Source organism: Lentzea sp. NPDC005914, from assembly GCF_040629405.1.
Taxonomy (GTDB): domain Bacteria; phylum Actinomycetota; class Actinomycetes; order Mycobacteriales; family Pseudonocardiaceae; genus Lentzea.
The window spans coordinates 294,918-315,930 of record NZ_JBEXVQ010000006.1; the positions used below are offsets into that span (position 1 = coordinate 294,918).

17 protein-coding genes, 2 tRNA genes and 1 riboswitch are annotated in these 21,013 nt (G+C 67.8%); of the genes, 6 read left to right on the forward strand and 13 right to left on the reverse strand.

Annotated features, from left to right (window positions below; genetic code table 11):
- The first annotated feature begins 21 nt into the window (after positions 1 to 21).
- The gene (locus ABZ345_RS11275; protein WP_359845621.1) at positions 22 to 999 is read left to right on the forward strand and encodes a hypothetical protein; all 978 of its coding nucleotides are present in this window, start codon (positions 22 to 24) and stop codon (positions 997 to 999) included.
- A 132-nt stretch (positions 1,000 to 1,131) separates the two neighbouring features.
- Positions 1,132 to 2,301, forward strand: coding sequence for an acyltransferase (locus ABZ345_RS11280; protein WP_359845624.1), 1,170 nt, complete (start codon positions 1,132 to 1,134; stop codon positions 2,299 to 2,301).
- On the opposite strand, the gene ABZ345_RS11285 is transcribed toward ABZ345_RS11280, so the two are convergent.
- Positions 2,220 to 3,755, reverse strand: a complete 1,536-nt coding sequence (locus ABZ345_RS11285; RefSeq protein WP_359845627.1) for a hypothetical protein — start codon at positions 3,753 to 3,755, stop codon at positions 2,220 to 2,222. The genes ABZ345_RS11280 and ABZ345_RS11285 overlap by 82 nt on opposite strands.
- A gap of 314 nt (positions 3,756 to 4,069) precedes the next feature.
- On the opposite strand from ABZ345_RS11285, the gene ABZ345_RS11290 reads away from it, so the two are divergent.
- A complete protein-coding gene (locus tag ABZ345_RS11290) occupies positions 4,070 to 6,364 on the forward strand; it encodes an RNA degradosome polyphosphate kinase (RefSeq protein ID WP_359845630.1) in 2,295 nt (764 codons plus the stop codon).
- Complete coding sequence (locus ABZ345_RS11295) at positions 6,364 to 7,281, forward strand: NUDIX hydrolase (RefSeq protein WP_359845767.1); 918 nt, start codon at positions 6,364 to 6,366, stop codon at positions 7,279 to 7,281. The genes ABZ345_RS11290 and ABZ345_RS11295 overlap by 1 nt, the downstream gene beginning before the upstream one ends.
- A gap of 719 nt (positions 7,282 to 8,000) precedes the next feature.
- Here ABZ345_RS11295 and ABZ345_RS11300 read toward each other — a convergent pair.
- From ABZ345_RS11300 to leuC, 3 genes are all read right to left on the reverse strand, one after another.
- Positions 8,001 to 8,654: an HU family DNA-binding protein gene (locus ABZ345_RS11300; protein ID WP_359845633.1), complete on the reverse strand. Its 654-nt coding sequence runs from the start codon at positions 8,652 to 8,654 to the stop codon at positions 8,001 to 8,003.
- Between the two features lie 186 nt (positions 8,655 to 8,840).
- Positions 8,841 to 9,443, reverse strand: coding sequence for a 3-isopropylmalate dehydratase small subunit (leuD, locus tag ABZ345_RS11305; RefSeq protein ID WP_359845636.1), 603 nt, complete (start codon positions 9,441 to 9,443; stop codon positions 8,841 to 8,843).
- A gap of 3 nt (positions 9,444 to 9,446) precedes the next feature.
- A complete protein-coding gene (gene leuC, locus ABZ345_RS11310; protein ID WP_359845639.1) occupies positions 9,447 to 10,853 on the reverse strand; it encodes a 3-isopropylmalate dehydratase large subunit in 1,407 nt (468 codons plus the stop codon).
- A gap of 73 nt (positions 10,854 to 10,926) precedes the next feature.
- On the opposite strand from leuC, the gene ABZ345_RS11315 reads away from it, so the two are divergent.
- Complete coding sequence (locus ABZ345_RS11315) at positions 10,927 to 11,628, forward strand: IclR family transcriptional regulator (protein ID WP_166043375.1); 702 nt, start codon at positions 10,927 to 10,929, stop codon at positions 11,626 to 11,628.
- Positions 11,629 to 11,950: 322 nt separating this feature from the next.
- On the opposite strand, the gene ABZ345_RS11320 is transcribed toward ABZ345_RS11315, so the two are convergent.
- The 3 genes from ABZ345_RS11320 to ABZ345_RS11330 form a co-directional block, all read right to left on the reverse strand.
- Positions 11,951 to 12,023: transfer RNA gene (locus ABZ345_RS11320), tRNA-Glu, on the reverse strand.
- A 129-nt stretch (positions 12,024 to 12,152) separates the two neighbouring features.
- A tRNA-Gln gene (locus ABZ345_RS11325) sits at positions 12,153 to 12,224 on the reverse strand.
- A 149-nt stretch (positions 12,225 to 12,373) separates the two neighbouring features.
- Positions 12,374 to 13,111: an HAD family hydrolase gene (locus ABZ345_RS11330; protein WP_359845642.1), complete on the reverse strand. Its 738-nt coding sequence runs from the start codon at positions 13,109 to 13,111 to the stop codon at positions 12,374 to 12,376.
- A gap of 380 nt (positions 13,112 to 13,491) precedes the next feature.
- Between ABZ345_RS11330 and ABZ345_RS11335 the strand changes: the two genes are divergently transcribed.
- Positions 13,492 to 14,760, forward strand: coding sequence for an FAD-dependent oxidoreductase (locus ABZ345_RS11335; protein WP_359845645.1), 1,269 nt, complete (start codon positions 13,492 to 13,494; stop codon positions 14,758 to 14,760).
- Positions 14,761 to 14,776: 16 nt separating this feature from the next.
- Here the strand turns inward: ABZ345_RS11335 and ABZ345_RS11340 are convergent, their stop codons facing one another.
- From ABZ345_RS11340 to ABZ345_RS11365, 6 genes are all read right to left on the reverse strand, one after another.
- The gene (locus tag ABZ345_RS11340) at positions 14,777 to 15,436 is read right to left on the reverse strand and encodes a response regulator transcription factor (protein ID WP_359845648.1); all 660 of its coding nucleotides are present in this window, start codon (positions 15,434 to 15,436) and stop codon (positions 14,777 to 14,779) included.
- Positions 15,437 to 15,503: 67 nt separating this feature from the next.
- Entirely contained in the window at positions 15,504 to 16,262 is a 759-nt protein-coding gene (locus ABZ345_RS11345; RefSeq protein ID WP_359845651.1) for a fumarylacetoacetate hydrolase family protein, read from the reverse strand.
- 10 nt (positions 16,263 to 16,272) lie between these two features.
- On the reverse strand, positions 16,273 to 17,871 hold the full coding sequence (gene cimA, locus ABZ345_RS11350; RefSeq protein WP_359845654.1) for a citramalate synthase: 1,599 nt from the start codon (positions 17,869 to 17,871) through the stop codon (positions 16,273 to 16,275).
- 223 nt (positions 17,872 to 18,094) lie between these two features.
- Positions 18,095 to 19,075, reverse strand: a complete 981-nt coding sequence (locus tag ABZ345_RS11355; RefSeq protein WP_359845657.1) for an ABC transporter substrate-binding protein — start codon at positions 19,073 to 19,075, stop codon at positions 18,095 to 18,097.
- A complete protein-coding gene (locus tag ABZ345_RS11360; RefSeq protein ID WP_359845660.1) occupies positions 19,072 to 19,812 on the reverse strand; it encodes an ABC transporter ATP-binding protein in 741 nt (246 codons plus the stop codon). The genes ABZ345_RS11355 and ABZ345_RS11360 overlap by 4 nt, the downstream gene beginning before the upstream one ends.
- Positions 19,812 to 20,834 (reverse strand): iron ABC transporter permease, encoded by a 1,023-nt coding sequence (locus ABZ345_RS11365; RefSeq protein WP_359845663.1) that lies wholly within the window; start codon positions 20,832 to 20,834, stop codon positions 19,812 to 19,814. The genes ABZ345_RS11360 and ABZ345_RS11365 overlap by 1 nt, the downstream gene beginning before the upstream one ends.
- A gap of 32 nt (positions 20,835 to 20,866) precedes the next feature.
- Positions 20,867 to 20,990, reverse strand: a riboswitch (cobalamin riboswitch).
- Positions 20,991 to 21,013 lie beyond the last annotated feature (23 nt).

Consider the following 21,013-nt stretch of genomic DNA (forward strand, 5'->3'; position numbering starts at 1 on the left):
TGATCGAACCCTGGGGAGAAGATGCGAACACTGATCGTGCTGGCGGCGATCACGGTCATTTCCGGATGTGCCGCCGCGGTGCAGAACGACCGGCCGCCGGACTACACCGCACCGGACAAGCTCGTGTCGTGCAGCGTCGGCCTGCCACAGCAGTGGAAGGACGAGCTCGCCCGCAACCAGACGGAGGTGGGCTCGCACGAACGGGTGACCATCGTCGGCGCCGACGAGAACGCCGAAACGACGCTGGTGCGCACGAAACGCAACCAGACGACCGAGCTCGTGCTGCGCGACAACGACAAACGCCAGCAGGTGATGGCGGTGCAGGGCCAGGCACAGATCTTCGGCGTCGAGTACGACGGCCGCTGGGTCACGTTCTCCACCACGCCGCACCCCGAGAACCACACCGTCACCACCTACGCGTGGGACTCGCGCAACGACGGCGCGCCCGTGCGGATCGGCGGCAGCGTTGCCGTGGTGCACAACGGCAAAGCCGTCTGGTCGGACAACAAGTCCATCCACGTCTACGACCTCGCGAAGAAGAAGGACAAGGTCGTCGGCGAGGGCACCTCACCGGCGTTGTTCGGTGACGCCGTCATCTGGGTGCAGCAGGGGAAGTTCGGGTCGGAAACGCCACTTCCCGAGCCTTTGAAGGACGCTTCGGCCATCGCGAGTGTCGCGTCGGACGGCCGCACGCTGGTGTGGACCCAAGGTGACGACGAGCTGCACGGATGGCGCTCGGACTGGGCGGCACCACGTCAGCTGGCCGAGATCAAGACCGCGCCGATGACCGAAGGCATCGTGTTTCCGCGCGTGAGCGGCGACTTCGTGTCGTGGCACTCGGAGTCCGCCTACGTCACCGACATCCGCAGCGGCGCGACGATGCACACGACCGATGGCGCGTACCTGGTGGAAGTCCGCGGCGGCGCGCTGACGCGAGAAGGCGGTCAGATCGTGGCGTCCGCTCCCCTGTGGTCGCTTTCACCATTGCCCAAGTGTTAAGTGACGAACGCCACGAAAACGTTGTTCGGAGCAACGCGACGGGGAACCCCGGCACCTTTACATCCGTATCCCCTGATGCAAACGGCGTACCCCCGACGTCGTTCCCCGACGCTTGCCCAGAGGTGTACCTGCATGAAGTCGTTGACGCACGCCGACTACCTGGCGTTGCGCCGCTTTCCCGCTCTCGACGGCCTCCGTGCCATTGCCGCGGTGCTGGTGGTGTTCTTCCACTACGGGGGCCCGGACTGGCTGCAGGGCTGGGCGGGGGTTCAGATGTTCTTCGTCCTCAGCGGATTCCTCATCACGACGCTGATGCTGCGCGAGGAACGCCGTAGCGGCCGGATCTCGCTGAAGGAGTTCTACCTGCGGCGGTCGTTCCGGATTCTGCCCGTGTACTTCGTGCTCCTGCTGGTCACCGCGGTCGGATCGGCGCTCTACGGCACGTTCACCAGCAACGGCATCGGTCCCTCGCTGAGGTACTTCCTGACGTTCACCAACGAGTTCGCGGGCGCGAGCCCGTACGGACAGTCGTGGTCGCTGGGCATCGAGCAGAAGTTCTACCTGGTCTGGCCGCTGGTGGCGATCGCGCTGGGCACCGTCGTGCTCAAGCGCCGCGCCGGTGCCGCCGTCCTCGGCATGCTGTTCGCGCTCGTGGTCGTCAACTTCACAACGTCTCACAGCAACCCGGGCTGGCCGCTGCACTACTTCTCGATCCTGACCGGGGTTCTGCTCGCCGTCGCGTTGCACAGTCCGCGCGGATTCGCGTTGCTGCGGCCGCTGACGAACCCGGTCGCGCAGGTGATCGTCTCGATTGGATTCGTCGGCGTGCACCTGAGCGTGAAGCCGATCGCCGGATTCCTCGACAGGATCAACGGAATCCCTGGTCACGTGCTGATCATTCCGGTGTACGCGCTCGCGACGGCGGTGCTGCTCACCTCGTTGGTCGCGCCAGGACCGGCGACGACTTTCCTGTCCACGAAGCCGATGCAGTTCGTGGGCGAGCGCTCGTACTCGCTCTACCTGGTGCAGACGATCGCCGCGACGGTCATCTGGTTCTTCTGGCCCGCCTTGTCCGGTATCGGACAGTCCGTGATGGTCACCGGGCTGGGCTTGGCGCTGGCGAGCGTCCTCTACCTGACCGTGGAGATCCCGATGATCAACGTCGGCAGGAGGGTGATCACTCGCCAGCGCGCGAAAGCCGCTGTCGAAGCGGGGATCGCTCAGCAGGGTGCGCCGCACGCTCCCGCGCCGCAGTCCGCCGAGTCGTCGCGGCTCGCGACCATCGGGCAGGCCCAGCCGTAGAACGGGTTCGGGGCGAGCGGCACGCGGTCGCGTCCGCTCTCCCTGGCCAGTTCCTTCGAGTACTCCGTCGTGAGCGTCACGTTCGTGCCGCTCTCCTGCGCCTCGTAGGCACCCTTCTCCAGCGACACGATCTCGACGCCGCGCGAGATGTCGGCGATGAAAACGCTGTTCTTGTGCCAGTACGGCGCCCACGACACGGCCGAGTCCGGCCGCCAGTAGCCGATCTGGATCGGCTTGGCCGGGTTGGAGATGTCGAGGAACCGGGTGCCCTGCTCGTACCAGGAGTAGGCCACGATCCGCTTGTTCACGTCGAAGTAGTGCGCCGAGCACTCGACGTCACCGGGGATGGTGCCCTCCTGGTCGTCCGGGCTCCACACGCCGACCGTCTTCATCTCGAACGGCTGCGCGCTCCAGCCCTCGCCGTTGTACGAGCCCTTCAGCGACGAGATGACGAACCGGCCCTCGGTCTTGCACGTAGGCGACCCGAACGCCTCCTCGGTGTGCAGCAGCAGGCTGCCCGGCGGGTTCTCCGGTGTGGGGCGGGGTCCGTCGGCCAGCGTCGCGCCGGTCGGGCGGAACGAGTTGTGCGTGAACGAGGTCGGCATGTCCGCCTTCGGGACGGTGCCGCCCGCGTACGCGATCGGGTCCCACGCCTTCGCCTCGCGGAACTTGCCGCTCAACGGGTCGCGGTGCCAGCCCTGCGTCCAGTAGCCGCGCGTGCCGTTGTCGCCGGCGACCCACGCGATGCCCTGCGCGTCGACCTGCACGTCGTGCGTGATTTTTCCTTCGCCCGGCTTGCCGCGGACGTCGATCGAGACCGGAAGTTCTTTCGGGGTCTTCGGATCGCGGATGTCCGTGACGAAGATCCGCCCGGTCTTGGCGTCCGACCGGTCGCGCCCGGCCGTCCACAGGAACTGGCAGTCGTTGATGCAGGTGGTCGTGTGGCCGGTGTCCTGCCGGTGGAACGCCAGGATCTTGAGGTCGGCCGGGTCCACAGCGGACACGATGTAGTTGCCGGTCGGGCGGTCGCCGGGAAGCGTGCGTCCGAACGAGTTGACTTCCCGGGCCAGGAACGCGAGCTTGCGGACCGGGTCGACGTTGATGTCCTCGTTCTCCCAGAAGATCTTCGTCGGGTCGTCGCCCGGCAGCGCCATCTCCTGCTTGGTGAGGTGGTCGAGGAGCTTCGGGTGGTCGAGGTCGGTGACGTCGAACGTCTTCAGCCCGGTCTCCAGGCTGACGAACGCGACGTCGCGGTGCCCGTACTGGGCGAACGCAATCGAGATCGCGCGTTGTGAGTCGGGCAGGGTCGCCTTCAGTCGCACGTTCTTCGCCGCCGCCTGCAGGCGTGGTTTGTCCACCGTGGGGGTCTTGGGTTCGGCCGCCGCCGCCGAAGCCAGGCCTGCCGTGGTGAACGCCAGCAAGGCCGCCGCGGTCAATGTGGCTATAACCTTCATGCCCTCGACCCTGGCAGCGCGGCAAATGAGACGAGTAGGTCCGAACGTCTAAGCTTCTGCTCCGTGCAGGCGACGGTGTCAACGTTCAACAGTGACGGCTCAGCCGTCGTTCTGCGTGATGACGGCGTTTTGCTCGACGTGAGCGCGGCCGCGGTCACCGCGGGTGGCTGGCGAATGCTGCGACCGGGTCAGCGGGTGACCCTCGAACGTAGTCCCGACGGGGCCGTCGTCGCCCTGCGGTTGCCTGTTCTGTGACGAGGAGTTCACCAGTCGGACGTCCTGGTTAGGGGCGCTCACGGCGATAGTGCGGAACAATGCGGGACGTGAGCACGGACGACAACGACGGCAAGGCGACCCCCTCTCGACGCCGCTCGACGCGCGGCAAGGCAGCGGCGTCCCCGCCCGCGGCGACCCCGCGCAAGCAGCCTCGCGCGGCGACGAGGCGGGCCTCCAACCCTCCTCGGACGAAGACCCAGCCGACCCAGCCGGTCGCGACGCCGGTGCGCGGCGTGCCCTCGGCGCCGCCCGCGGTGACGTCCGCCACCATGCCCACGGATCTGCCGGACGACCGGTATTTCAACCGTGAACTGTCCTGGTTGGACTTCAACTCCCGCGTGCTCGCGCTGGCCGAGGACTCCTCGCAGCCACTGCTGGAGCGCGCGAAGTTCCTCGCGATCTTCGCCTCGAACCTGGACGAGTTCTACATGGTCCGGGTGGCGGGCCTGAAGCGGCGCGCGGAGACCGGCCTCACGGTGCGCAGCGCGGACGGGCTCACGCCGCTCGAGCAGCTCGTGGGGATCTCCAAGCGCTCACAGGAACTCGTCGAGCAGCACGCCCGCGCGTTCCTCGACCACATCCGGCCTGGCCTGGAACAGCACCAGATCAGCATCGTGACGTGGGGCGACCTCACCGACTACGACCGGCTGCGGCTCTCCAACTACTTCAGCGAGCAGGTGTTCCCGGTCCTGACGCCGCTGGCGGTCGACCCGGCGCACCCGTTCCCCTACATCTCCGGGCTCTCGCTGAACCTCGCGGTCACCGTGCGCGACCCCGAGGGCGGCGGCGAGCGGTTCGCCCGCGTGAAGGTGCCGGACAACGTGCCGCGCCTCGTCCGTGTGGAGGCGGACCGTTCGTCTTCCTCGGCGACTTTCCTGCCGTTGGAGGAACTCATCGCCGCGCACCTGGGCGAGCTGTTCGCGGGCATGGAGGTCATCGAGTGCCACGCGTTCCGCGTCACGCGCAACGCCGACCTCGAGGTGGAAGAGGACCGCGACGAGGACCTGTTGCAGGCGCTGGAACGCGAGCTCGCGCGGCGCCGGTTCGGTCCGCCTGTCCGGCTCGAGGTGGCCGACGACATGACCGAGCACATGCTCGAGTTGCTGCTGCGGGAGATGGACGTCGACCCGCACGACGTCGTCACGGTGCCTGGATTGCTCGATTTGTCGTGCCTGTGGCAGCTGTACGGCATCGACCGCAAGACGTTGAAGGACCCGGCGTTCGTGCCGGCGACGCACCCCGCGTTCGGTGAGCGCGAGACGCCGAAGAGTGTTTTCGCGACGCTGCGCGAGGGTGACGTGCTCGTGCACCACCCGTACGACTCGTTCTCCACGTCGGTGCAGCGCTTCATCGAGCAGGCTGCCGCCGACCCGCACGTGCTCGCCATCAAGCAGACGCTGTACCGCACCTCGGGCGACTCGCCCATCGTGGACGCGCTGATCGACGCGGCCGAGGCGGGCAAGCAGGTCGTGGCGCTCGTGGAGCTCAAGGCGCGCTTCGACGAGCAGGCGAACATCAAGTGGGCGCGAGCGCTGGAGAAGGCGGGCGTGCACGTCGTCTACGGCCTGGTGGGCCTGAAGACGCACTGCAAGACGTCGCTGGTCGTGCGCCAGGAGGGTTCGACGATCCGGCGCTACTGCCACATCGGCACCGGCAACTACAACCCGAAGACCGCGCGGCTGTACGAGGACGTCGGCATCCTCACGGCCGAGCCGACGATCGGCGCGGACCTCACGGACCTGTTCAACGTCCTCACCGGATACGCGCGCCAGGACGAGTACCGCACGCTGCTGGTGGCGCCGTACGGCGTCCGCAGGGGCATCGTGGACCGGATCAACCTGGAGATCGAACGCGCGCAGGCGGGCGAGCCCTCCGGTGTGCGCATCAAGGTGAACTCGCTCGTGGACGAGCAGATCATCGACGCGCTGTACCGCGCGTCGCAGGCCGGTGTGCCCGTCGACATCGTGGTGCGCGGCATCTGCAGCCTGAAGCCCGGCGTGAAGGGCATGTCGGAGAACATCCGCGTGCGCTCGATCCTGGGCCGGTTCCTGGAGCACTCGCGGATCTTCCACTTCGCGGGCCTCGACGAGTACTGGATCGGCAGCGCGGACATGATGCACCGCAACCTGGACCGCCGCGTCGAGGTGGCCGTGCGCGTCATGAACCCGCGACTGGCCGCGCAACTGGCCGACATCTTCACCTCCGCGCTCGACCCGCAGACGCGCTGCTGGGTGCTGCGCGCTGACGGAGAATGGGAAGCGTCGCCGTCCGACGGCTCGTCGGTGCGGGACCACCAGATGGAACTTCTCCACAAGCACGGAGCTCTTGGGTGATCAAAGCTGCTGGGGCGGTGCTCTGGCGCGATGCCGACGGTGACGTCGAAGTCGCCGTGGTGCACCGCCAGCGTTATGACGACTGGTCGTTGCCGAAAGGAAAGCTGGACCGGGGAGAGACGATCCCGGCCTGCGTGGCACGGGAGGTCATGGAGGAGACCGGGTACGCGTGCGTGCTCGGCCGGTATCTGCTGCAGACCTCGTACAAGACGCGGGGCGTTGCGAAGACCGTCGACTACTACGCCGCCGAAGCCGTCTCGGGTTCTTTCGTGGCCAACGACGAGGTCGACTCGTTGAAGTGGCTGCCGGTGGCCGAGGCCGCCGCGGTGGTGACGTACGCGCACGACCGCGACGTGCTGGCGGAGTTCGACAGGCTGCCCGCGGACCTGTTGCTGGTGTTGCTGGTGCGGCACGCGAAGGCCGGGAAGCGGTCCGAGTGGGACGGCGATGACGACCTCCGCCCGCTCTCGGACGCGGGTTGGAAGCAGGCCGCAGCGCTGCGGTCCCTGTTGCCCCTGTGGTCGCCCACGCGTGTGCACACGGCGCCCAGGGTGCGGTGTGCGGACACCGTGCGGGGCGTGGCTTCGGACCTGGCCGTCGAGATGGTCGAGGAGGCGCGGCTGTCCGAGGAGGGCTACTGGCCCGACCCGGACGCCGGTCTGGTGCGGCTGCTGGAGGTGGCCGCTCTCGAAGGCCGGGCGGTCCTGTCCTCGCAGGGCGGTGTGATCCCGGCCGTGGTGCAGGCGCTGGCCGAAATGGGTGGTCTGCGGCTGTCCGAGTTCCCGAGCAAGAAGGGCAGCGTGTGGGTGCTGGCCTTCACCCGCCCGTTCGGCACGTGGTCCACTTCGGACTCACCTTCGCGCTGGCCAACGCTGGTGTCGGCCCACTACCTGGCCTCACCGCTGCCGCGTCCCTGAGCGCGCGCTGCAGACGTTTTCACCGCCTGATCGCCGCCGTCTTCCTGGCCCGGCGAAAGTTCGCCTCTGGCAACCAAGTCGGCCTCGGAGGCGGCGGTTTCGCTTGTGCCGGGGGCGTTCGCAGGCGTGGCGGCGTTATTTCTATTGGGGCTTCAGGCGTTCCCGGACGCTGTTCCGGAACGCCGCCGGGGGAGCCCGAAAGGTTCGGCTCGCAATCGTCTCGGGGCGTCCGGCAATTCCGGGGAGGCCACCAGAGGTGGGCGTGCGAGGGACTCTTCTCTCCGGTGCGGGGGCGGCATTCCTATACCGCCCGATCCCCGGTTTCATTCGGCGATGTGCGAGTGCCTTCTCGGGCAACGGCATCCGGAGGCACTTTGATGAGCGGCTCAACTACGCTCCCCCAGAGCGTCCGACCAGGCCTTGAGCGCGCCAAGCACCTTCGCGGTCACCCTGCCGGCCTTCCTGGCGCCTCAGGGCTTCTCCGATCACGCTCAGCCGCTTCCCAGGCGTGCCAGGGCATCCTCAGACCGTCTTCACGGGCAGTCCGGGCGCCCCTCCCACGCCTGGGCTGAGCTCCTGCAGGCGTGCCAACGGAAGCTGCCAGGGCCTGGGCACGGGGCGAGTTCGCGTCTGCAGACAACACGAAGGCCTCGGTGTGCGCACACCGAGGCCTTCCGCGTGTTCTCTGAAGTGACGCAGCCTCCCTCAGGAGGCCCGTCTCACTTCTTCTTGGCAGCCGGCTTGCGAGCCGCGGGTGCCTTGGCAGCCGTGGTCTTCGCGGCGGGCTTGGCCGCAGCCGTCGTCTTGGCGGCAGCCGGCTTCTTGGCAGCGGTCGCCTTGGCGGCCGGCTTCGCAGCGGCGGTCTTCGTCGCGGTCGCCTTCGCGGGCGCCTTGGCAGCAGCGGGCTTCGCTGCGGCCGTGGTGGTGCGACGGGTCGCGGGCGCCTTGGTGGCGGCCGCGGCCGTGCGAGTGCGCGTCGTGGTGGTGGCGCGCGTGGTGGTCGCCCGAGTGGCCGGAGCCTTGGCAGCAGCGGGCTTCGCAGCCGCGGCGGCAGCGGGCTTCGCGGCCGGCTTGGCCGCAACGGCCTTCGGCAGCTTCTTCGCGCCGCTGATGACGTCCTTGAACGTCGAGCCGGGGCGGAACGCGGGCACGTTGGTCTTCTTGACCTTCACGGTCTCGCCCGTGCGCGGGTTGCGCGCGGTGCGAGCCGCACGGGCGCGCTTCTCGAAGACGCCGAAGCCCGTGATGTTGACCTTCTCGCCCTTGTTGACGCTGCGGACGATCACGTCCACGAGGCCGTCAACAGCAGCGCCGGCGGTCTTCTTGTCTCCAAGGCGCTCGGCGAGCGCCTCGATGAGCTGGGCCTTATTCACCGTCAGTCCCTCCCAGGACGCTCCCGGCCCTAAGAGTCGGGCCGACTAGAACGCAACGGTAGGCCCAAATCGCGAGAAATACCAATCGCCACGCCAGATTTTTCGTTGTGGCGTGGCTAATTGCGCCCCTTCGAGGGACAGGAGGCGCCGGATTCGCCCCTCTGGAGGGGAGAATCCGGCCCCCTCTCAGACCGCCGGAAGCGGATCCGTTGTGGGCAACCAAGTCTGGCGATCGCCCTCGAATGCGCTGATCTCGGCCTCGTGGCGCAGCGTCAAAGCGATGTCGTCGAGGCCTTCGAGAAGGCGCCAGCGGGTGTAGTCGTCGATCTCGAACGGGGCAACCAAGTCCTTGGCGCGAACGGTCTTGTCGGTGAGGTCCACGGTGACCGGCGTGCCGGGTTCGGACTCGAGCAGCTTCCACAGCAGCTCGACATCGGACTGGCTGCACTGCGCCGCCACGAGACCCTGCTTGCCCGAGTTGCCCCGGAAGATGTCGGCGAACCGGGACGACACGACCACGCGGAAGCCGTAGTTCATCAACGCCCAGACGGCGTGTTCCCGTGAGGACCCGGTGCCGAAGTCGGGGCCCGCCACGAGGACGCTGCCGGACTTGTACGGCTCCTGGTTGAGGATGAAGTGCTCATCGGAGCGCCACGCGGCGAAGAGCCCGTCCTCGAACCCGCTGCGGGTCACGCGCTTGAGGTAGACGGCCGGGATGATCTGGTCGGTGTCCACGTTGGACCTGCGCAGCGGCACACCGACGCCCGTGTGGGTGGTGAAGGCTTCCATGGCTCAGTTCTCCAGGTCTGCGGGTGCCGACAGGGTGCCGCGAACGGCCGTGGCGGCTGCGACGAGCGGCGAAACGAGATGCGTCCTTCCGCCCTTGCCCTGCCTGCCCTCGAAGTTGCGGTTGGAGGTCGACGCGCTGCGCTCACCGGGCGCGAGCTGATCCGGGTTCATGCCAAGGCACATCGAGCAGCCGGCCTGACGCCACTCGGCGCCCGCGTCGAGGAAGACCTTGTCCAGACCCTCTTCTTCGGCCTGCTTGCGCACCCGCATCGAACCGGGGACGACCAGCATCCGTACTCCAGAAGCGACGTGCTTGCCCTTGATGACGTCGGCCGCGGCGCGCAGATCCTCGATGCGCCCGTTCGTGCACGAACCGAGGAACACGGTGTCCACGTGGATGTCGCGCAGTGGCGTGCCCGGCTCCAGGCCCATGTACGTCAGCGCCTTCTCGGCGGCCACGCGCTCGTTCTCGTCCGCGATCTGCTCGGGGTCGGGGATGTTCGCGCCCAGAGGCAGGCCCTGGCCGGGGTTCGTGCCCCACGTGACGAACGGCGTGAGCTCGTCCGCGTCGATGTGCACCTCGGCGTCGAAAGTCGCGTCGTCGTCAGTGCGCAGCGTCTTCCAGTATTCGACGGCCGCGTCCCAGTCCGCGCCGGACGGTGCGTGCGGACGGCCCTCGATGTAGTCGAAAGTCGTCTCGTCCGGTGCGATCATGCCGGCGCGCGCGCCCGCTTCGATCGACATGTTGCAGACCGTCATGCGCGCTTCCATCGAAAGGTTCTCGATGGCACGGCCGCGGTACTCGAGCACATAGCCCTGTCCGCCACCGGTTCCGATCTTCGCGATGACCGCGAGGATGATGTCCTTCGCCGTGACGCCGGGCCGCAGCGCGCCGTCGACGTTGATGGCCATCGTCTTGAACGGTCGCAACGGCAACGTCTGCGTCGCCATCACGTGTTCCACCTCGGACGTGCCGATGCCGAACGCCAGCGCGCCGAACGCACCGTGCGTGGACGTGTGACTGTCGCCGCACACAACGGTCATGCCGGGCTGCGTGAGGCCGAGCTGCGGACCCACCACGTGGACGATGCCCTGTTCGAGGTCACCCATCGGGTGCAGCCGCACGCCGAACTCCGCGCAGTTGCGGCGAAGCGTCTCGACCTGCAGGCGTGACACGGGGTCCGCGATCGGCTTGTCGATGTCGACGGTCGGGACGTTGTGGTCCTCGGTGGCGATCGTCAGGTCGGGCCTGCGCAGCTTGCGGTTCGCAAGGCGCAGCCCGTCGAACGCCTGGGGGCTGGTGACTTCGTGCAGCAGATGGAGGTCGATGTAGAGCAGGTCCGGCTCCGCACCACTGCCGTGGCGCACAACGTGTGCCTCCCACACCTTCTCCGCGAGCGTGCGGCTCATCGCGACATCTCCCACATCATGGACGCGCCGACAGATCTGGACTTCTCACTGTCTGGGAAGTTAGTATCGGCTTGTGGGACAGCATAGCGGGATCGGCGTGCTGGACAAGGCAGTGGCCGTGTTGAACGCCGTAGCAAAAGATCCGTGTGGCCTGGCCGAGTTGTGCAACCGCACCGGCCTTCCACGAGCGACCGCGCACCGCCTGGCCGTGGGCCTCGAGGTGCACCGGTTGCTGCGTCGTGGCTCTGACGGCCGCTGGCGTCCAGGCGCCGCACTGGCCGAACTGGCCGGCGGCGCGACGGACCCGTTGCTGGACGCGGCGTCCTCAGTACTGCCACGCCTGCGCGACATCACAGGCGAGAGCGTGCAGCTCTACCGCCGCGACGGCATGCAACGCGTCTGCGTCTCCTCAGCCGAGCCTCCCTCAGGCCTGCGCGACACAGTCCCGATCGGCGCCCGCCTCCCCATGACCGCAGGCTCAGGCGCCAAGGTCCTAGCTGCCTGGGCCGACCCAGGCACCCAACGCGCCGTCCTGGCCGACGCCGTCTACGGCGAACGCACCCTCCTAGAGGTACGCCGCCGAGGCTGGGCCCAAAGCGTCGCAGAACGAGAACCAGGCGTGGCCTCAGTCTCAGCCCCAGTAAGAGACTCCTCAGGCGCGGTCGTAGCCGCAGTCTCCGTCTCGGGCCCGATTGACCGAATGGGCCGCCGCCCAGGAGCCAGATGGGCAGCCGACCTACTAGCGGCGGCAGAAGCCCTACAAAGCCGCCTCTAAAGCACCAACGCCACCGTGGCCGCTCTCCCCCCAAGGAGGGCGGCCACTGCCGTTTGAGCCCCACGACACGCCGCGCATTCCACAAGACACGCGGGCCCACCGAAAGCAGTGCGCAAAGCCACAAACACCGCACCACTCAAATCGCCAAACGTTGGCAGGCATTCCCAGAAATCGACGCACACGCGGGCTTACCCGATGGGAAACGTACGGGGGGTCCGGGGGGCGAAGCCCCGCCGGCCGGGGGTCTGGGGGCTGGGCCCCCAGAAGACAAAGCGAAAGAGGTCTGTCAGCGCTTTCCGCTGACAGACCTCTCCCACCTCTGTAGCCCCGAAGGGATTCGAACCCTCGCTACCGCCTTGAGAGGGCGGCGTCCTAGGCCGCTAGACGACGGGGCCCTAGAACTTCTTGCCGGGTGAACCTTATCAGATCGCTCTGTCCGGTCCAAATCCGGCTATTCAGTTCGCATTCTTACTTTCTTCAGCTAGCCCCGGAAATCTTACCCGAAGGCAGTTCTTCCGTTGCAGCTGGGGTACCAGGACTCGAACCTAGACTAACTGAACCAGAATCAGTCGTGCTGCCAATTACACCATACCCCATTGGCTTTCACGATCGACTTCGGTGTCCCGAAGGAGTTCCGAGGTCTTCGTTGCTGCCGGGAGAAATACTAGACCACGCGGCCACCAGAAGTGAAATCGGCCCCCACCTGCAGGCAAACGCGCAGGTGAGGGCCGGTTTCTGGGCTGGTTCAGGCGTTGGCGGCCGACAGCTCGCACACGAGGAGCTCGGGCAGTTCGGCGAGCCCCGTGATGGAGGACAGTCCGGCGGGCAGCGTGCCGCCGGTCGGGCCTGTCCGGTTGATCCAGACGCCGTGCATTCCGGCGTCACGCGCGCCGATCGCGTCGGCGTGCAGGCGGTCTCCCACGTGGACTGTGTCGCCGGGCGGCACGCCCAGGGCCAGGCACGCCGTGTGGAAGATCACGCGGTCCGGCTTGGCGCAGCCGACCTCGCCGGCGATCAGGACGGCGTCGAAGTACGACGAGAGGCCCAGCTGGGCGATCTTCACGCGCTGGTGGCGGCCCGAGGCGTTGCTGATCGCGGCGATCGGGAGGCCCGTGGCGCGCAGCCAGTCGAGCATCGGGATGACGTCCGGGAACAGGCACCAGCCGGCCGAGAGGACTTCCTGGCGGTCCAGCTCGCGGCGGGTGGCTTCTTCCAGCGTGAGCTCCTCGCCGAGAGCGGCGAAGAAGGCCTGGGTGCGGATGTTGCGCATCGCCTCGTACTGGAGTTCACCGGCGAGCTGGCGGGACACGTGGTCGTCGGTGATTCGCTGCCACAACGACCAGGCGTCGGCGTTACCGACCATCGAGGCCAACGCGGCGCGCGAAGAAGTGCTGTAGTCGACAAGTGTGTCGTCGACGTCCAGGCACACAGCGCGGATCTCGCCGGTTCTCTTACGCGTGAAAGTCGGGGACGCAGTTGTCACCCCGGAAGGTTAGGTGTGAGGGGGCCTCGTCCGATTCGGCTAACGAGGTGATTCCTATAGGTCCTTGCACGATCAAGCGGACCTTGAGGCCCCGAACGAACTAGTGACGCTCGTCCGGGCGCCGGGCGCAATCCCCCGGTCGAGTGTTGTTCGGCCGTTCGAGCAGGTGTGCCCGAACGGGCGGTTCCGCGGGCGCGACACCCTAGCTCGCACAACGACATTCCGCAGCGGCCGCAATCGTTTCGAGGCCTGGTTTCCCAGACCGTCCACAGAGGACCTCGGCCCGGCGCGACCCACGTCACCCGTAACCCAGCTTGACGCACCTGGCGATCGAGAGCATGCTGAGTTTATTCAACAGCGGTTGAAATGAGGGGATCGAGATGGAGAGGAACACCGAGCGGACCACCTGCCTGGTCGTCGGAGGCGGACCCGCGGGCATGGTGCTGGGGCTGCTGCTGGCACGCGGCGGTGTCGAGGTCACGGTGCTGGAGAAGCACGCCGACTTCCTGCGCGACTTCCGCGGCGACACGGTGCACGCGTCGACGCTCACGCTCATGGACGAGCTGGGGCTGGGTCCCGCGTTCGAGCAGGTGCCGCACCAGGACGTCGACAAGATCGAGGCGCTGCTCGACGGCGGCACGACGGCCACGATCGCCGACCTGCGCAGGCTTCCCGGGCCGAACAAGCGCATCGCGATGGTGCCGCAGTGGGACTTCCTGGACCTGCTGGCGGACGCGGGCAAGCTCGAGCCCACGTTCACGCTGCGGGTCAACACCGAGGTCACCGGGATCACCAAGGCCGGCAACAGGGTCACGGGCGTGAAGTACCGCGACCGCGTCGACGGGCACGAGGGCGAGATCGCCGCGGACCTCGTCGTCGCGGCGGACGGGCGGAGCTCGATCCTGCGCGCCGCCGTGGGCCTGCCGGTCTACGAGTTCGGCGCGCCGATGGACGTCTGGTGGTTCCGCTTGCCGCGCAAGGAGAGCGACGCGGTCAAGGGCGGCGCCGGACGGTTCAGCGCGGGCAGCGCGATGGTGCTCATCCCGCGGGGCGACTACTTCCAGTGCGCGTTCCTGATCCGCAAGGGCACGGACCAGAAGCTGCGCGCCGAGGGCGTCGAGAAGTTCCGCGAGCGCGTGGTCACGCTCGTCCCGTGGCTCGCCGACCGCGTCGACCACATCAAGAGCATCGACGACCCGAAGCTGCTCGACGTGAAGCTGGACAGGTTGCGGCAGTGGCACGTCGACGGGCTGTTGTGCATCGGTGACGCGGCGCACGCGATGTCACCGGTCGGCGGCGTGGGCATCAACCTCGCCGTGCAGGACGCCGTGGCCACCGCGAGGCTGCTCGCGAAGCCGTTGCAGCAGGGCGCGGTCTCGAGCGCGGCGCTCGCGAAGGTGCGCAGGCGCAGGCTGTTCCCGACGGTGGTGATCCAGACCGTGCAGCGGATCATCCACAGGCTGTTCCTGGGCCGCAAGCTCAACAGCACCGAGACGGTCTCCAGCACCGGCATGCCGTTCATGCTGAAGATGGCGCAGCGGCTCCCGTTCCTGCAGGCGGTGCCGGCCTACGTGATCGCGATCGGCCCGCGACCGGAACACGCGCCCGAGTTCGCGCGCAGGAAGCCGCAGACGATCGCCAGGTCGTGACCAAGCCCGAGGATCGCTAGGTCGTGACGAAGGCCTCGGAGCTTTCGCCGAGCACCATCGCCACGGCGTGGGCGCGATCGCGTGCGCCCAGCTTGCGCAGGATCGCCTTCACGTGGGTCTTCACGGTGTCGTTGCTGATGAAGAGCCGCTGGGCGATGCGCGCGTTGTCCATCCCCTTCGCCATCTCGGCCAGCACGTCGAACTCACGAGCCGACAGCCGGCCGAGCGAGGCGGGGGGAGGCATCCGCGACGGCAGGCGCGCGAGCGACCCCACCCGTGCGTCGATCGTGGCGGGAGCACCCCGCACAGCGGCCGCGATCAGCGGTAACAGTTCGGCCACGGGTGAGGTTTTCAGCAGGTAGGCCACCGCGCCGGCGTCCAGGGCCGCGCGGGCCCAGCTCGGACTGTCCGCATTGGACAGCACGACGACACGGGCGCTCGGCCGGAACTGCGCCGTGTCCCGCACGGTGCGCAAAGGCCCGGCGCCCGGCACGTCGAAGTCCGTGACGACCAGGTCCACCAGGACGCTGCGCAGACAGCGCGCAGCGTCGGCCACGGTGTGGGCGATACCCACAACGCGGAAGCAGTGCGTGCGGTGCAGCGAGATGCGCAGGCCCTCTGTGATGAGCTGCGAACCATCGACCAACAGCACACGGGTGGACGCCAGGTCCGTCATGACACCGGGAAGTTACTAGTGGGTACCCGAGTGCGTAACCTGCCGGACGCCGGATTGCTCCGTACGGCTACCTATTTGCGACCGGATTGGTGAGCGTCCCAAGGCCGTCCACAGTCACGGAGACCGTCTGTCCGGCCCTCATCGGCCCGACACCGGCCGGCGTCCCGGTCAGGATCACGTCGCCGGGAAGCAGCGTCATGACTCCGGAGACGTACTCGATGAGCGACGGAATGTCGTGCACCATCAACGAAGTACGCCCGTCCTGCTTGACCTCCCCGTCGAGCTCGGTGACGACCCGGACATCGGAGGGGTCGAACTCGGTCTCGATGAAGGGACCCATCGGGCAGAACGTGTCAAAACCCTTGGCGCGAGTGAACTGCACGTCCTTCTTCTGCAGGTCGCGGGCGGTGACATCGTTGGCGATGGTGTACCCCATCACCACGCTCATCGCCTTGGCCTTCGAGACGTCGCGGCACGGCTGGCCGATGATGACGGCCAGCTCGCCCTCGAAGTCGACCCGCTCGGACGCCGCGGGGATCTTGATCTCGACGTTCGGGCCGATCACCGAGGTGTTGGGCTTGAGGAAGACCAACGGCTCGGCCGGGACCTCGTTGCCCAGCTCAGCGGCGTGGTCGGCGTAGTTGCGGCCGATGCCGATGATCTTGGTGGGCAGGATCGGCGCCAGCAGCCTGACGTCGGCCAACGGCCACTTCCGGCCGGTGAAGGTGGGCGTGCCGAAGGGGTGTTCGGCGATCTCCGCAGCCTCTTCGCCGTGAACGGCGACAAAAGCTACGCCTTGAGGGTGAGCTATTCGGGCGATACGCACGTACTACACCTTAGACGGGCTTGGAGCGCATCGACTTGTGCACCAAGGCGTCACACAGTGCTAGCCAGGAGGCCTCGACGATGTTTCCGTGCACACCCACAGTGGTCCACTCGCGCTCACCGTCCGTGGACTCCACCAGCACGCGCGTGACGGCGTCCGTCCCGGGGTGCTCGGTGAGGATGCGCACCTTGTAGTCGGCCAGCTCCACAGTGTCCAACCAGGACAGATGCGGCAGCAACGCCTTGCGCAGGGCGGCGTCCAGGGCGTGCACCGGGCCGTTCCCCTCGGCGGTCGCGATGACCCGCTCCCCCGCCACGTGCACCTTGACCGTGGCCTCGGACACGATCTCGCCGTCCGAGCGGTGATCCAGCACCACCCGGTACGACTCCAGCGTGAAGGGCGGAGTGTCCAGTTCGGACAGCTCGTTGCGCAGCAGCAGCTCCATCGACGCGTCGGCCGCCTCGAACGACCAGCCCTTCGCCTCCAGCTCCTTGACCCGAGCGAGAGCGCTTCCCACTTCGGCTGACCGGCCGGTCAGGTCGAGTCCGAACTCACGTCCCTTGAGTTCGATGCTCGCCCGACCGGCCATCTCGGTGACCAGCACCCGCATGTCGTTGCCGACGGTGTCCGGATCGATGTGGTTGTACAGCTCCGGATCCACCTTGATCGCGCTCGCGTGCAGACCCGCCTTGTGAGCGAATGCTGACGACCCGACATAGGCCTGGTGGGTGTCGGGTGCGATGTTCGCGATCTCGGCCAACGCATGGGAGACACGGGTGAGCTCGGCCAGTGCCCCGGTCGGGAGCACGTCCATGCCGAGCTTGGTCACGAGGTTTCCCACGACGGCGAACAGGTCGGCGTTGCCTGCTCGCTCGCCATAACCATTGGCGGTGCACTGAACGTGCGTCGCGCCCGCCTGAACGGCCGCGAGGGTGTTCGCCACGGCGCAGGACGTGTCGTCCTGGCAGTGGATTCCTACTCGGAAACCGGTCTTCCCGACGATCTCCGCGACCGTCTCGGCGAGACCCAGCGGCAGCTGGCCGCCGTTCGTGTCGCACAGCACAACGACGTCCGCGCCACCCTCCACAGCGGACTCCAGCACGCGAAGCGAGGTGTCCGGGGAGAACGCGTAGCCGTCGAAGAAGTGCTCGGCGTCGAGGAAGACGCGCCTTCCGTGGTCCTTCAGGTACTTCACGGTGTCGCGCACCATCTTGAGGTTCTCGCCGGTGTCGGTGCGCAACGCCCGTTCGATGTGCCGCAGGTCCGACTTGGCCACCAGCGTGACCACCGGCGCCTGGGAGTCCAGCAGCGCCTTGACCTGCGGGTCCTCCTCGACCTTGACCCCCGCCTTGCGAGTCGCGCCGAACGCGACCAGCTTGGCGTGCTTGAGCTCCAGGTCCCCTGCCGCCGCCCGCGCGAAGAACTCCGTGTCCTTGGGCATGGCACCGGGCCAGCCGCCCTCGATGAACCCGACGCCGAGACCGTCCAGCAGCCGCGCGACCGCGAGCTTGTCCGTGACGGAGTACGAAATGCCCTCACGTTGTGCGCCATCGCGCAACGTCGTGTCGTAGACGTGGAACTCGTCGCTCGGGCCGGCCATCGGGGTCATCTCCTCATCCGGGCAAACAAAAAGACCCCCCGCGGGATGCGAGAGGTCTGCGCGTCGGGTGCCAGGGGCGGCAACTACCCGACGCGCTCGTCAATAATGATGGCGACGTGCTGAACCATGACGCGGATGCTGCCACAGCTCAGCACGGCGTACCAAGCGCCGGGAGGAAATCTCCCACTATCTGGTCACGGTGAGTACTGGCGCACGCCTCTCAGTACTGGATTCACGCCTGTGACAGGTACTTCGCGAACGCCTCGATCGACGCCGGGTTGCGCGGCGACTCCACCAGTGCGGCGTATGGAAGCGCGAAGAACCGCTTGTTCCTGATCGCGGGCGAGTTCGCGAGGCCCGCGAAGCCCTCCAGGAACGCCTGCTTCTGCGCGGGCGTGTTCGCCTGCCCGTCCGCGTAGTCCACGATCAGCACGACGTCCGGGTCGCGCTGCACGACCGTCTCCCAGTTCACCGTGGCCCAGCTGTCGTCGAGGTCGGCGAAGATGTTGTCGCCGCCGGCCTTGGAGATCACGTCCTGCGGCGCCGCGTTCTTCCCGGACGTGAACGGCTGGTCCTGGCCGCTGTCGTAGAGGAACACGTTGGGCCGCGGCCTGCCGGCCATCAGCTTGCCCGCGTTCTCGATCTGAGCCTCGTAGGACCTGATGAGCTCCTCGGCCTTCGCCTCGACCCGGAAGATCTTCCCGAGGTTGCGCAGGTCCGTGTACAACGCGTCGAGCGCGGGCATGATGCCGCGCTGCTTGCCGGTGCCGTTGCGGCACGCCTCGGTCAGCTGGTACGTCGGGATTCCGATCTGCTTCAACGCGTCCGGGGTGAAGCCGGTGCTCTCGCTGAAGCCGTAGTTCCAGCCGGCGAGGACGAGATCGGCGTTCGCGCCCTGCACGACCTCCTTGGAGATCTTGTCGGACAGGTGCTTCGCGCTCTCGAAGTCCGTCTTCCACGGTGACGTGCGGACGTCGACGGTGTCGATGCCGTCGACCACGTACCCGGCCATCCGGTCCCTGAGGCCCAGCGCGAACATCAGCTCGGTGATGCCGGTGTCGTTGGTGACCACTTTGGACGGCACCTTGTCGTAGGTGACGTACTGGCCGCAGTTCTTCACCGTCACCGGGTCGGACGCGGAGGTGTCCTGCGCGACCGTGGCACCGCAGCCGGAGACGAGCAGCAGCGCTGCCGTGGCGAGTGCGATTCTCAAGGGGTGACCTCCTGGTCGAACAGGAGCTGGGGCACTCCCGTGGTGGGATGGGGAACCACGTGCGCGGTGACGTGGAAGACCTTGGCGATCAGCTCCGGCGTGAGCACGTCGTGCGGGGTGCCGCCCGCCACGAGCCGTCCCTCGTCGAGCACGTACAGCCGGTCGCAGTAGGACGCGGCGAGGTTGAGGTCGTGCAGCACGGTCAGAACGGTCCTGCCCAGCGTGCGGGCCAGCCGCAGCACGTCGAGCTGGTGGCGGATGTCGAGGTGGTTCGTCGGCTCGTCGAGCACGAGCACGTTCGGTTCCTGAGCGAGCGCGCGAGCGATGAGCACGCGCTGCCGCTCGCCACCGGACAGGGTCAGGAAGCTCCTGGCCGCGAGATGAGCCGCGTCCACTGTGGCCAGTGCCTCGGCGCAGACCCGCGCGTCCTTCGCGGGATCGCGCTCGTGCGGCAGCCTGCCCATCTCCACGACCTCGGCGACCGTGAAGTCGAACTCGACCTGCGACTCCTGGGTGAGCGCGGCGAGGTCCACGGCGAGGTTCTGTCGCTTGTGGACGTTCTCGCCGTCGACGAGCACGGCACCGGAGGTGGGCTTCAACGCCCGGTACACGCAGCGCAGCGTCGTCGACTTGCCGCTGCCGTTGGGGCCGATGATGCCGGCGACCTCGTTCTCGGCGCGGAGACTGATGTCGTCGACGATGCCCTTGACGGTCAGGCCGTCGAGCTCGACCAGCATCAGCGTCCCCCGAAGACGTAGGCCTTGCGGCGCATGAGGAACACGAAGCAGGGCACGCCGAGCGCGGCCGTGATCACGCCCAGCGGAAGCTCTTCGGGCGCCGCCAGCATGCGCGCGGCGACGTCGACCCAGACCAGGAAGCTGGCACCCGCGAGCGGCACCAGCGGCAGCACCTTGCGGTGATCGGCTCCCACGACCATGCGCGTGAGGTGCGGCAACATCAGCCCGACGAACCCGACCGCGCCGCTGACCGCCACCAGCACGCCGGTCATGGCCGCGGTGACCAGGAACAGGTGCGTGCGCAGGCGTTGCACCGGCACCCCGAGCGTGGTCGCGGTCTCGTCGCCCATCGCGAGCGCGTTGAGCGGCCGGGCCTTCGTCAGCAGATGGACGATGCCGCCCGCGGTGACGAACGCCGCTACCGGCAACGACTGCCAGCTCGCGCCACCGAGACTGCCGAGCAGCCACAGCATCGCGGCGCGGGAGGCGTCTCCCCGCGGTGCCTGGAAGACGAGGAGCATCGCGATCGCGGAGAACCCGTAGCCGAGCGCGGTGCCGGTCAGCACCAGCTTGAGCGGCGCGAGGCCCCGGTTCGTGCGCGCGGTGAGGTAGACGAGCACGCTCGCACCCAGCGCCGTCGTGAACGCGCCGACCGACATCGCGTACACGCCGAGCGAGGGCAGCACCCCGAGCGTGGCGACCGCGATCGCACCCACGCTGGCGCCCGACGAGATGCCGAGCACGTACGGGTCCGCGAGCGCGTTGCGCACCATCGCCTGCATCGCCACGCCCACGGTGGCGAGGCCCGCGCCGACGACCGCGGCCAGCAGCACGCGAGGCAGCCGGATGTCCCAGACGATGTGGTACTGCCCGGCGTCGGCGGCGGAGATCACCCCGCCGGTGATGGCGGCGTGCAGCAGTTCGGCGGTCTGGCCGAACGGGATGCTGACGGGGCCGAGCGAAACGCCCGCGACAACGCTGACGGCGAGCACGCCGACGAGCGCGCTGATCTTCCCGATCACTTGTTCCCTTCCCGCAGTCCACGGCAGGAGAGTTGCTTTGGTCTGCCGTGTGCGGGTATTCGGGCTCGCCCTCTCGCCGGAGGGCCTACCGTTGCGGGTCAGCGCCGGACTTCGACCGGACTTCCCCCACGCACGACCCACGCATGCTAACCCGAGCCTCGGCAGCGAGGTTCCGGCCG